This is a genomic window from Virgibacillus sp. M23, assembly GCF_034190895.1.
GTDB classification, from domain to species: Bacteria; Bacillota; Bacilli; order Bacillales; family Amphibacillaceae; genus Virgibacillus; species Virgibacillus salarius.
The window spans coordinates 22314-35236 of the sequence record NZ_JAWDHA010000004.1 but is presented as its reverse complement, the minus strand read 5'-3'; the positions used below and the strand labels follow the sequence as shown (position 1 = coordinate 35236).

Annotated in this window: 13 protein-coding genes; 1 reads left to right on the top strand and 12 read right to left on the bottom strand. The window is 37.2% G+C overall.

Annotation, left to right across the window (positions count from 1 at the left end; genetic code table 11):
* Window positions 1-6: 6 nt before the first annotated feature.
* The 10 genes from RVS70_RS02435 to hpaB form a co-directional block, all read right to left on the bottom strand.
* The gene (locus RVS70_RS02435; protein WP_246484698.1) at window positions 7-1041 is read right to left on the bottom strand and encodes a TRAP transporter substrate-binding protein; all 1035 of its coding nucleotides are present in this window, start codon (window positions 1039-1041) and stop codon (window positions 7-9) included.
* 484 nt (window positions 1042-1525) lie between these two features.
* Window positions 1526-2203 (bottom strand): GntR family transcriptional regulator, encoded by a 678-nt coding sequence (locus tag RVS70_RS02430; RefSeq protein WP_026681710.1) that lies wholly within the window; start codon window positions 2201-2203, stop codon window positions 1526-1528.
* 169 nt (window positions 2204-2372) lie between these two features.
* Window positions 2373-2753 carry a 5-carboxymethyl-2-hydroxymuconate Delta-isomerase gene (locus tag RVS70_RS02425; RefSeq protein ID WP_321132474.1) on the bottom strand — a complete coding sequence of 127 codons (381 nt, stop codon included), beginning with the start codon at window positions 2751-2753 and terminating at the stop codon, window positions 2373-2375.
* A gap of 22 nt (window positions 2754-2775) precedes the next feature.
* The gene (locus tag RVS70_RS02420; protein ID WP_205388443.1) at window positions 2776-3537 is read right to left on the bottom strand and encodes a fumarylacetoacetate hydrolase family protein; all 762 of its coding nucleotides are present in this window, start codon (window positions 3535-3537) and stop codon (window positions 2776-2778) included.
* Complete coding sequence (locus tag RVS70_RS02415) at window positions 3534-4322, bottom strand: fumarylacetoacetate hydrolase family protein (protein ID WP_121604939.1); 789 nt, start codon at window positions 4320-4322, stop codon at window positions 3534-3536. The genes RVS70_RS02420 and RVS70_RS02415 overlap by 4 nt, the downstream gene beginning before the upstream one ends.
* A 157-nt stretch (window positions 4323-4479) precedes the next feature.
* Window positions 4480-5400 (bottom strand): 2,4-dihydroxyhept-2-ene-1,7-dioic acid aldolase, encoded by a 921-nt coding sequence (hpaI, locus tag RVS70_RS02410; RefSeq protein ID WP_121604938.1) that lies wholly within the window; start codon window positions 5398-5400, stop codon window positions 4480-4482.
* A gap of 40 nt (window positions 5401-5440) precedes the next feature.
* Entirely contained in the window at window positions 5441-6421 is a 981-nt protein-coding gene (hpaD, locus tag RVS70_RS02405) for a 3,4-dihydroxyphenylacetate 2,3-dioxygenase (RefSeq protein WP_026681705.1), read from the bottom strand.
* A 38-nt stretch (window positions 6422-6459) separates the two neighbouring features.
* Entirely contained in the window at window positions 6460-7962 is a 1503-nt protein-coding gene (gene hpaE / locus RVS70_RS02400; RefSeq protein WP_200862554.1) for a 5-carboxymethyl-2-hydroxymuconate semialdehyde dehydrogenase, read from the bottom strand.
* A 60-nt stretch (window positions 7963-8022) separates the two neighbouring features.
* Window positions 8023-8496 carry a flavin reductase family protein gene (locus tag RVS70_RS02395; protein WP_026681703.1) on the bottom strand — a complete coding sequence of 158 codons (474 nt, stop codon included), beginning with the start codon at window positions 8494-8496 and terminating at the stop codon, window positions 8023-8025.
* A 316-nt stretch (window positions 8497-8812) separates the two neighbouring features.
* Complete coding sequence (gene hpaB, locus RVS70_RS02390) at window positions 8813-10279, bottom strand: 4-hydroxyphenylacetate 3-monooxygenase, oxygenase component (protein ID WP_121604936.1); 1467 nt, start codon at window positions 10277-10279, stop codon at window positions 8813-8815.
* A gap of 243 nt (window positions 10280-10522) precedes the next feature.
* Here hpaB and RVS70_RS02385 point away from each other — a divergent pair, with 243 nt between their 5' ends.
* A complete protein-coding gene (locus tag RVS70_RS02385) occupies window positions 10523-11428 on the top strand; it encodes a LysR family transcriptional regulator (protein ID WP_026681701.1) in 906 nt (301 codons plus the stop codon).
* Between the two features lie 41 nt (window positions 11429-11469).
* Here RVS70_RS02385 and cdaS read toward each other — a convergent pair whose 3' ends face one another.
* Together cdaS and RVS70_RS02375 are read right to left on the bottom strand one after the other, a co-directional pair.
* The gene (gene cdaS / locus RVS70_RS02380; RefSeq protein ID WP_026681700.1) at window positions 11470-12093 is read right to left on the bottom strand and encodes a sporulation-specific diadenylate cyclase CdaS; all 624 of its coding nucleotides are present in this window, start codon (window positions 12091-12093) and stop codon (window positions 11470-11472) included.
* Between the two features lie 104 nt (window positions 12094-12197).
* Window positions 12198-12662 carry an NUDIX domain-containing protein gene (locus tag RVS70_RS02375; protein WP_321132473.1) on the bottom strand — a complete coding sequence of 155 codons (465 nt, stop codon included), beginning with the start codon at window positions 12660-12662 and terminating at the stop codon, window positions 12198-12200.
* Window positions 12663-12923: the final 261 nt, after the last annotated feature.

Here is a 12923-nt window from a genome sequence, read left to right as displayed (position 1 = left end):
TTCTTTCTACTTCTTTAGCTCCGCTTTTAATTGAAATGCTCGATCATAAATATGTTGACCGGGATAGCCCCTATTTTCCATGTCATTTATCCATGCTTGAACAATTGGGTCCAATGCCTTTCTCCATGGAATTAATTGCTCCTCTGTTAAATCAATTACCTCTGCTCCATTTTCTTTTGCTAATTTCCTTCCTGTCTGACCGTCTACATCAAAAACACTTCCACTTTCTATAGACGCTTCTATTCCTGTAGCTTCATTTATGACCTGTTTTTCCGAATCTGTAAAACGATAATATGCTTCCTTATTCATTACCGAAAAGAAAGGAGTTGCAGAGAAGTTGCCAATTGTGATATAAGCCGCTATTTCATGTAGACGATAATTATAAAGCGCTTCCAAAGGAACCATCGCTCCATCGATAACACCTCGCTCTAGTGACTCATAAACATCTCCCATTGGCATAGATACAGGTACAGCTCCTAATGCTTCCAAAATATCATTAGCTAACGGAGATGGAGATCGAACACGTAAACCTTTTACATCTTCAGGTGATTCAATACGGTGATTTTTCGTAATTAACTGAGCAGGTTCTGCGGTAAATAAAAATAATGGTATCGTATCAGCATGCTCCTCCTGAATACTTGGAAATTCTTCATAGAGATTTGCTATTATTTCCGAACCATGGACAGCTGTTTCCGCCAAAAAAGGTAGTTCCATAACAGACATCAATGGAAACCTCCCAGGAGAATATCCATGAACGCTTAATGCAATATCTGCTTCTCCCGTAACAGCCATATCATATTGTGATCCTGCCACTCCCAATGCATTGGAGGGATATAATTCATAGGTTATGTCTCCATCTGTCTTTTTTTCTATTTCATTACCTATACCTTGTAACACCTGAGTCTGAACCGGATGACTCCCGGGTAAAAAATGAGAAATAATTAAATTATGTTGTGATCCAGTGGAAGCTATTCCTTCAGAACAAGCTGTTAGTAAAAGCAATACAATAATCCCAATAAAATATCCAAGCTTATCAAACATCATTTTCCCTCCAAGGAATAAATTCAGCCATCATCCTTTTGATAACGCTTCCATTTGGTATACAAAATTATATATAAGATCATATATAATGTCAATTGTGAATTATCAGAATTTTTTCTCTTTCGATTAGAAACGTAACGACTGGCGAGTCAACGGAGATAAGGAATCACGGTGTGCTTACGAACCGATGATGACTTATTGTAGAGCAATTCATGAAGTCACCTCGTTTCTGAGCGCTGAACCTGGACCCGGCTTGACACGCCCATATTTATCGACATGGGCTAATTTTTTAATTTCCTAGACTATGTAAAAGGAGCTGTCTGTATTCGTCAGCTCCCTACTTACATAACAGGAATATGAGCCTTTTTTACAAGCACGGTTTTCATCTTGTGAACAAGTACATACTCCACCTTATCTGTTCCCATAAGCATTGCCATCGTGTATAATTACCAGCAAAAAAATCGATCCAATAACACCTTGCATATTATATAAAGGCATCTCCATGGATTTGGTTACGTTGATGTTTAAATGCTTCCTTTGTATTTAATTTATGCATACGAGCTACCTTTTCAACCGTTTCAAAATCAGCTTTTCTACGAAGTAAATCTATGAGTTGTTGATGCTCTTGAATAGAAGCAAAAGCACGTTTAGGATGAAATGCAGAACCTGTTCTCCGTATTGAGTCTAACTTTCTCCAAGATTTGCGAATTTCCTCAACCAAAAATCTATTTTCACAATGGGTATAGATTAAATCATGAAACTGCCGATTTAATCTTCCGAAAGCCTGAAAATCAAATGCTTCAATAGCCTCTTTCATTTGTTGATTTTTCGTTGATAACTCCGTTATTTTCTCTTCTGAGAAGCCCTGTTGGTTACTCAATGCAGTCGCATATCCTTCCATAACTGCTAATACGGAAATCGTATCTAAATACTCGTTTTTATCAATTGGCGTAACTACCGGTCCAATATTGTTCTGATAATCAATTAATCCCTCTGCTTCTAATTGCCGTACAGCTTCTCGTATTGGAATTGCACTTGTAGATAGTTCTTTTACTAATTGATTAATGACAATGCGTTGACCAGGTGCATAGTACCCTTCAATAATTCTTGATTTCATATAATCATAAGCTTTTTGTTTTTTAGTAATTGTTTTATTTTCCATAGTGGATTAATCATATACTATATTATATATGATGTCAAAATGGTTACATACCTCCTCTTCAACAGGTTACCCTTTAAGATAACATCAATTGGTGGCAGGCCTTTCCCAGCTATTTGGCATAAATATTTGATCGCTTTGTGCTAGTAACTATTTTGAACTTTCTCCAATACTATTTTTTATAGCGCTGATGAATATTATTTAATTTATACGTAGGAGAGATAAATTCATAGATTTCCATAGATAATGCAAGATAACGATCTTTATAGATCGTAGAAAAATGCTGTTCGATGGCACGAAACAAATCATCACCTAATCGCTTTTTTTCTTCTTCCGTTCGTCCTTTTCCTATTTTTAACGTAGCATGTACAAAAGCGTCATCTTGAGTACCATCAGCGACAAGATAATCACTCAATTCAATAGCTCTGGAACGAAGTCCACCAATCGGAATGATATCTTGATGGTTAAGTAGTGTGGTATTTATTGTTTTCAATAATTTTGGGATACTCACCGCTTTTAAATTATCTGTGTATTCAATGATTACATGTGGCACAAGCTCTTCTCCTTTCGCCATATTAATTAGATAGAAAGGCTTCCTCCCCAACTATTGTATTGACAAGACGACCGATTTCTTCTATCTCGGTTACTACTTCATCTCCTACTGCTGTATCTATGGAGCCCTTTGGGGTGCCGGTTAAAATAATGTCTCCTGGGAACAGGGTCATAAATCCACTTAAGTATTCAATTAACTCTGGAATTCCTAAAAGCATATCAGCAGTTGATCCTTCTTGTGTTTTTTCTCCATTGACGTATGTACGCAATGCTAAATTCATAGGATCCTTCACATCGGCTTTATCTACATACCATGGTCCTATTGGTGTACAACCGTCACGATTTTTCACTCTTAAGTTTGGCCGGTAATAATTCTCTAAGTAATCACGTAACGCGTAATCATTTGCAATTGTGTATCCTTTAACATAATCATATGCAACTTCTTTTCTTATCTGTTTCGCTTCCTTGCCAATGACGACCGCTAATTCACATTCATAATGCATAAATGCAACATCACTTGGACGCATGGTGCTGGCTTTGTGACCAATTAGTGTATTTGGACCTTTAAAGAATACAAGTGGGTCTTTTTGAGTTGGAGAAAACGATAATTCCTTCGCATGATCGGCATAATTCAAACCTAATGTAAAAATTGTATTTGGCTTAACTGGAGGCAGCCACACTGCCTGATCTTCGCTTACCATTCTTCCATCATTTAGTTGGATACCATCCTCTGTAACAACTGCTTCATGGACAAGTCCCTGATAAGCAATTCGTGCATGCTTCATGCTCTCCCTCCTACTAGTGCTTCTTCGGTAGTTATCGTATTTTCTAATATACCTATCTTGTTAATTTCAATCTGTACAACATCATTTATTCTGGCAACAGGTGGGTCTTCTGGTATGCCAACTAATAGCACATCCCCTTTTGCTAATGTCATAAACGCGGTCACATCAGCAATTAGTTTCTCAACGGAACGAATAAGATTTTTCGTATTATTTTCTTGTTTCAACACACCATTAATCCTTACTCGAATCTGTAAATCATTAGGGCTATCTACAGAGTCACGTGTTACAACCCAGGGTCCAATTGGACAAAAACCATCGCGAGCCTTTTCTTTAATAGCTGGTCGATAAACACTATCATGTGGAATAGTAACATCATTTACAATCGTATATCCTTCTACGTACGATAATGCTTCGACTTCATTAACCTTGGTTGCTGATTTACCTATTACAACACCTAAGGCTGCACCCATCTCTAGTTCTGAAATGTCCTCAGGTAGGACAATCATCGATCCTGCAGAAGCAAATGTATTGACAGGTTTAATATATAAAATCGGTGCTTTGGGAGGGGCTAGATATGGTGCTTCATACATAGCCTTTTCTAGTTGTTTGTATTCGCCCTGATAGTTTAATAACGTACCGTAAACTGTTCCAGACACAGGGATATCATACGAAACCTCCTCTTGCTTATACGATGTTCCAGCAATTTCGATTTTCCCATTTTCAACATCGACCTTGGCTTCCCTATAATGCTGTATACCTGACATCTTTAAGCGAACGGTTTTCATGATTCATCATCCTTTTTTCTGAGCTATATACCAAGCTTAAGCAATACCCAATCCTGTTACAAAAGATTATTGCTTAAGCTCGAAGTACTATGAAAAAATATACCCATAAGCCTCATTGCCCATTGACTAGCTTACTTTTGCTCTTATGTTGTTCTCCTTAAGTGGGCTGTAAAAGTTTCCCGTATTCAACCAAGGTTTCACGAATTTCGTTTTGAAGCGATTTTGAAGGTAAATCCATCGGCAGTCGTAATACGGGTTCGATTTTCCCCATCATCCCTAAAGCTGTCTTTACTGGTGCAGGGTTTGTATCTTTAAATAGGACATCATTTAATTTCATTAATTCAAAATGCAAGTCTTGTGCACGCTTCACATCCCCCATTGTCCATGCATCATGCATCTCCGCTACCTTTGCTGGTTCTACATTAGCTGTTGCACTGATTGATCCTGCACCACCAATAGTCAACATCGGATAACAAAGTAATTCAATACCTGAATATAATAGGAAGTCTCTACCACAACGAAGCATTACTCTGTTCACATGTTCAAAATCCTTATTTGATTCTTTAACACCCACAATATTTGGACAATCCTCATTTAATTTAGCTAATGTTTCTACTTCCATATTTAATGCAGTGCGACCCGGAATATTATATACAATAATTGGTATATCCACCGAATCTGCTACCGTCTTGAAATGCTTATATAATGCTTGCTGATTCGGTTTATTATAATATGGAACAATAACCATGGCTGCATCTGCACCAATTTCTTGTGCCTTTCTTGTTAAATACATGGTTTCATCGTGGTTCGTTGAGCCAGTACCTGGTGCAAATGGTACTCGACCATTAATTGTTTTCTTCGCGTTATCCATTACTTTGACCCGTTCTTCAATGGTCAGTGAACTTGGTTCCCCTGATGTACCTGTAACAGAAATCGCATGTGTACCATTGTTCAACTGATATTCAATCAGTTCCGATTGTTTATCGTAATCAATTGAAAAATCAGCTTTGAACGGTGTAATAACTGGAGTGATTGACCCCCTTAAACGCTGCTTTATTTCCTCATATGTCTTGGTCATTTTGCTCATCCTTTCTTTTCATTAAACGATTTGAATTAACCTATAGTACAAATTGCGGTTTTCTTTTTTTCAATTTCGGTTCATGTAGCGGCAATTTTCTCTCAGTTTGTACATCCAAAACTCTAGACGCTTCTTCAAACCAGCTGTCCGGCGCTTCATGTCCCCAAAATGTTTGTCGCATTGGATCATCTAAATCCCACTTAATTGGTTTGAAGTCGGGGTCACTCGTTAAATAATCTCCATTATATAATTCAATTCGATGACCATCTGGATCTCTTAGGTACAAGAAGAAGGCATTGGATAATCCATGACGACCTGGCCCACGTTCAATATTTGGTCCATACCCCATAGCCGCAAGCACATCACAACCATCTATTAAACTCATTGGGTCTTTTAGCCAAAAACCAATGTGATGTAGCCGTGGTCCTTGCCCATTCATGAATGCAACATCATGAACGGATGGCTTACGATGTAGCCAAGCAGCCCATATTTTATCTTCTTCTCCAACGGTATATTCTGAACACATAAATCCAAGTTGGTTGATATAAAAGTCATATGCTTGCTCCACATTTGGTACCATACAGTTAAAATGATCAATCCGCTGTACTTTCGCACCTTTATACAGGTCATAGCGTTGTAATAGGCGGTCAACCGTCTCCATTTCTGCGTAAAATTCTAATGGTAAACCAGAAATATCTTGAACTCGTAATGCACGCCCAAGTGCTCGTTGTGTCCCTTTTTCTAACCACTTCGCATCATTGCCTTGGCTAAGAAAGAATTTCTCCAGTTCATCGAGATCTTTTTCAGAGGTAACTTTATAGCTTATTGCTTCCACAGCAGCCTCCGGTTTCTTTCTTAACCAGAGGCTGTGATGATTGTGTTCTTCCAGCCCGCGGAAAAAAATATTCTCATCATCCGCTTCTGACTCGATAAATCCGAGCGCTTCATAAAAAGCTTTAGACTTTTTTAAATCGGTTACGTGTAAAATGGCACGACCTGAACGAATAATATCAAAGTTCATGCTGGCATTCCCCTCCCCATATAAAATCATGACAGCTATTACTTTCCAAATTGCGGAATAGGATGATCCTTTAAAGCAACATGGATAATTTGTGTTTCCGTATAGAATTCAAAGGCATAATGTCCACCTTCACGACCAATTCCACTGTGCTTTGATCCTCCAAATGGTGTTCTTAAATCACGTACATTCTGTGAATTCACCCATAACATACCAGAATCAATCGCTTGAGCAACACGATGCCCCCGTTGTATATCCTGTGTCCAAACGTAACCAGCTAAGCCGTAGCGAACATCGTTAGCTAAGTCAATAACTTCTTGTTCATCTGTAAATGTCATTGCAGCAATAACTGGTCCAAATATTTCTTCCTGTATCACACGCATTTGATTAGTTGCATTCAGAATAAGGGTTGGCGCAACGTAATTACCTTTGCTGTCTGGAACATTTCCACTAATTACTTCGCATCCTTCTTTTTTAGCAATTTCAAGATAATTCCTGACATTAGCATAATGATTTTTATGAATAAGTGGACCAACCTGTGTATCTGCTTCTAACGGATCTCCTACTTTTATCTTGTTTATACGTTGTTTTAACTTATGAATAAACTCATCAGCTATATGTTCATGCACATACAAGCGCGAATTCGCCGTACAGCGCTCTCCATTAAACGAGAATATCCCCCATGTACATGCATCAAGTGCACGTTCAACATCAGCATCGTCAAAAACAATAATTGGTGATTTTCCACCTAACTCCATAGAAAAGCTCTTCAAAGCGTCCGCACCATTTTTTAAGATTTCTGAGCCAGTAGTCGTCTCTCCAGTAAATGAAATCAACTCAACATCGGGATGTGCTACAAGGGAAGCACCTGCTGTTTCTCCATAGCCGTGAACTACATTAAATACGCCTTTAGGAAGTCCTGCCTTGTCTATGATTTCTGCCAATCGATTAGCAGTCAATGGAGACCACTCCGCCGGCTTTAAGATAACGGTATTCCCAGTAGCCAATGCTGGTGCTATTTTCCATGTTTCTAACATAAATGGTGCATTCCATGGTGTAATTAACCCAGCAATACCAATTGGTTTATGAATGGTATAATTTAAAAATTCATCATCCACTTGATATGCTTCTCCTACCATGCGCGTAGAAACCATTTCAGCATAAAAACGGAAATTATAGGCTGCTCTACTCACCATTTTCTTGGTTTGACTTATTGGTAAACCAGTATCAAATGATTCTAGAGGGGCTATCTCTTCAATATGCTCATCAATAAGATCTGCAATTTTGTAGACATATGCAAGCCGATCTTTTACTTTTAAGTTGCCCCATTCTCCGTTAAAGGCAGCTCTTGCTGCCTGTACAGCTTTCTTAATATCAGCTTGATCACCTGATGCAACCTTGTTTATGGTTTCATTTGTATATGGACTTATATTTTCAAATGTGTGCTGACTTTCGGCTTCAACGAATTCTCCATTGATATAGAGCTTGATATCTTTTGTTTGCTGTTTCATTTTCAAATGCTGATCAGCTACTTGATTAGCCATGTGATTTCCACTCCTTTGAATATAATATATTAAATCATATATAATAATTTCGATCGTTAACTATACATATTCAACGGGTTCATGTTTTCCGTATTTTCCACCGAAGAATGTTAACGGATTTCCATCTGTTACATTCATATCGATCACTTTACCAATAAACAATGTATGATCTCCAACTTTTACGCTACGATCTAAATCACATACTATGGAGGCTAGAGCGTTTTGGATTACCGGAACTTGTTGTATATAATCAAATTCTATTTCCTCGTCAGCATTTGCTTGACCAGCAAAGTGCATGGAAATATCCTGCTGCTTATCAGACAGAAAACTAACAGCAAATTTCTCAGACTGGTTTATTTTATTTAACATATTAGCTCGATTGTCAATGGAAACCGTTATCAATTGAGGATCTAGTGAAACAGACATAAACGCATTCGCTGTCATGCCATGATGATTATCTCCCGATTTTGTTGTAATTACCGTAACTCCAGTGGCAAATCTCCCCATTGCATTACGAAACTCTCTGTTTTCCATGCTAATTCTCCTCCTTTATTGTAAGATGGAAACTGACTCTACGGAAATCATGGAAATTACTTAGAACATCTATCTTGGTAGTCTTACTCATAACGCATTCGATTTTACTACCACCAACCATTGGCTATCACCGTTATATTGCAATATACCACTTGAGAACCTTATAGCTTCCTTCATGTGGCTGCCTGTTGGCTTAAGTAAATTACAATTTATAACTGTATTAGAGAAAGTAATTTTCATTTGATAATGAACACCGAGCCAATTTCTAGGCTCAATGTATTACCATCAATTTTATTTGGCTTTTATAATAAAAATTTTATAATTTCACTTGCCCCATGTGCTGACTACTTAAAAAGTCCCGAACTTGGGCTTTATACACTTCTTTATCATATTTATCAAAATACGCCATGCCCATTTTAATTGGATCGCCAAAAAAGTAGTATTCATAATGCGTTTGGCGACTACCAAATGCACTCATTGTCAAATCCCAAGCTAAACGAAAAATCTGTACGCGCTCATAACCTTCAACGTTTTTTCCTTGCATAGCACGATGAAGAATTGGACCAATTTCTTCATTTTCGAAATCAGCATATGTTGGTATTCCCATCATGCCTGATGCCCCTAAAATCCTTAGTATTTCAGCCATTCTCGGATAAACACGAGGAAACCAATTTCTAGCAGCATCTAAAGCTTGGAAATTAGGTGTCATCATCCCCCACCTATCCAATTTAGCGCTATGCTCAGCTCGAAATAGATGAGATTTCATTGTTTCTAAGGTAAGCATGATTTCTGTGCCTTTATCTTTTACGTGCTGGAATCCATCAATGCCAATCGAATCCATTAGTGTAAGAACAACCCCAAGCAGGAATTCAGTTTTAGCGATATCCTTGACAATCACTTGATGTGTCATATGCACAACTGCATTCGTCTCAGAAAATGCCCGATTACATATGGATGAATTTTCTAAAACGAAGATTCGGTCCCACGGTACAAGTACATGATCAAATGCGACAATGGTATCCCCTTCTTCAAATTTAGAACTGAGTGGATGATCATATTGATTCTTTCCATAGTCAAACGATTCACGACTCAAATACTTTAGTCCTGGTGTGTTATTCGGAATTGCAAAAGCTAACGAATAAGGATCGTCTAATTCACCTGATTTTTTAACTGTAGATGGAAATACTAGAATTTCATCCGTAATACCACCTTGCGTTGCTAAAAGGCGAATCCCATCAACTACGACACCTTCATCATTTTTTTCTACTACATGAAGAGCGACATTTGCATCTTTCTGCTCAGCCTGAATCTTTGCACGATTCACCTGTGGGTGAATTAATGTATGGGTCAAACTAATGTCTTTTTCCCTTGCAAAAGTAGCAAAGTTCCTTGCGTTTTCAGCAAACATTGGGTCACCCTCGGCATAGAATTCACTTGCTGCTCCCATTGCCATAACATCAGCATTTAAATAATCAGGAGATCTTCCCATTAACCCTTTCGTAAAACTTTGCCATTCCATAATTGCCTCACGTCGCTCGATTAGTTCATCAATGGTGGTTGGTACCATAAATGTCTTCCCTACTTGGTCTCCTGTAGTAGGAGAAGTGTAGAGCATTTTTTTTGGTTTTTCATATTGAATATCATATAGTCTTGCCATGGACTGAACTGCATTTTTAAATGCCGGATGCTCTGTTACATCTTCAACACGTTCTCCATGAATATACACATTATTATTCGCTTGCTTTAAACGATCGATATATTGTTTTCCTGATTTTGCTGGCATATACTTTCCTCCTATACTTTATTATTGTAAGCGGTATCATTTCGGTCCAATGCACAAACTTTTTCTGAATAATACCTTTAATTAGAATAATAGCACGATTATTTCTATATTAATAATATCTATTTCATTAGTAATCTATATATATAATATATATTTGTTTTAAAAGATATTGTTTTTGTACATCAAATCATATATAATCCAATGAAAGTAAGCGTTACCAACTAAAAAAGGATGAATAGCTCAATGGAAATAAGACATTTACGGTATTTTCAAGCTATAGCTAATGAAGGGCAAATTACCCGAGCAGCTAATAAATTACATATGGCCCAGCCACCACTAAGTCAAAGCTTGAAGTCATTAGAAGAAGAACTAGGAGTTAAATTATTGGAACGTAACGGGCGTAAAATGGAATTAACAGATGCAGGAACAGTACTCTATAATAAAATTAACGAATTGTTCGATACATTAGAAGAAACAATTACAGAGGTAAAAGAAACTGGGACGGGTACGAAGGGAAGTATTTCGCTCGGTTGTGTGAAAACTTGCTTCTCTCACATACCAAGGCAAATAAAGCTATTTCAGGAAAAATACCCTCACGTGCACTTTTATTTAAAAGAAGGAGATTCCTATTCGCTTGCTGAACAACTAAGTAATCGAGATATTGACATTGCCATTATTCGTTTACCATTAGAGATGCAAGCCTTTAATTCCCTTTCCCTTCCGGATGAAAAATATATCGTAGTAATGCCAGAACAATGGTGCGAATCTTCCATGATAGCTACTACAATGAGACAACTAAGCACATTTCCATTGTTACTATTACACAGAATTAGCGGCATTGGACAATATGAATTAATCCTTGATCAATTTGAAAGTTTTAATCTACACCCTAAAATAGTCTGTGAATGTCCAGATGTAGACATGATTCTCCAACTTGTTAGTGAGGAGGTTGGAGCAACAATTGTTCCTGAGTCGACACTATCTGGACATCAATTACGTGGGCTAAAAACATTAACAATAGAAGATAATACAATCATTTCTCAGTCATCTCTTATTTGGTTAAAGGACCGTTACCTTTCTAAAAGTACAAGGCGATTTATTGAATTATTTCAATCCGAAAAGCTTGAGAAAGAAACTATCTTCGAATGACCGATTGGATGATACGCATAAGATTTGTCAGTTTCAACCATTTAAATCATTCCTCCAGGATGAATCGCATACATTTTACCATCTAATGCAAAGGAAGCTTTACCTGTTTCTTCTGATACAACAAGTACAACTGCGTCACTAATTTCAGATAATCCTAATGCAGCCCTATGTCGTGTTCCCATTTTTTTATCACCTGCTACCTGTTGAGAGAGAGGAAGAACATTTCCCGCAGAGATTATGGTATTCCCTTTAATTAGGACAGCGCCATCATGAAGTGGGCTTCCAGGGTAAAATATGGATTCCAATAAGGCATAACTAAGATTTGCACCAACTGGAATCCCAGAATGTAGGAATGTTTCCAACATATCATTTCGTTCAACAACCATGAGTGCCCCGTGTTTACGCTCGGAAAAATGTTGTATCGCTGTTGATAAGGCTTGATAGCGATCAGTGTATGAGGATAAGTATGAATTTAAATAATACGAAGCAGCTGTCTTTTGTAAATCATGAAACGTATGATGGATATGCTCAAACTCATTTAATATACAGCAGTCTTTTCTTTCAATTGTATCAAGCACATGATTAATATCAGATGTAATTTGTGTTAAATATTTGCTTAAATGGTTCTGCATTTCATCAGATAGCCCTAGATTAACATTATCCATTTTACACACCTCTATCTTTTTTATCGGTTCTACTTACTTTTTCCCTTTAAAAGAAAGGTATACGGACATCTATTGTTTTATATTATTTATTGAAGTATATATCGTTAATTAACATCCCCAAGATAAACGGGAGGCTTTACTTCAGCCATATATTCAATTAAATAGGGACGAAGTGCTTTTGGATATAGCCGATAGTTCTCAATGCTTGAAATAGGTAGCCAAGCTACATCAATTTGACCATCATCAGGAAGAACGCCATTCATTACTTGGCTTCTATCTCCCTCTAAACTAGCAATAAACATATATTCGATTTGATGCGTATCCCCATCATATGTGGCATGTTCATGATTTTTTCCGATATATTCACGTATGCACAATAATTCACCAATTTCTACAACTGCACTTATCTCTTCTAATACTTCTCTTTTTAAGGCCTGATGTAAATTTTCACCTTTATTTTGCCCACCTCCAGGCAACAAATAATAATAGCCCTCTCTATCTTGCTTCATTATTGTTAAAATTTCACCCTCATGAATAATAATTGCTTTGGCAGAATTTCTAATCCCCATAACTTTCCCTCCTACGCTTTTTTACGCTTGTATTCTCATGTGCAAAGTTATTGATTAATTAACTTAGAGTAATGAATCGTTTATCATTACATATAAAATTAATCTAACTAAACCTAGATGAATAATTAGTCTTTTTATACTTTTCAAAACTGGCTGTAACGTAAGGCAGTGTATTATTCATGCGGAAAAATTACTCATCCTCTATGCTAATCTATTAATAAGGGAGCTCTATTTCTTAACATAGACTCCCTCTTGTTGAGA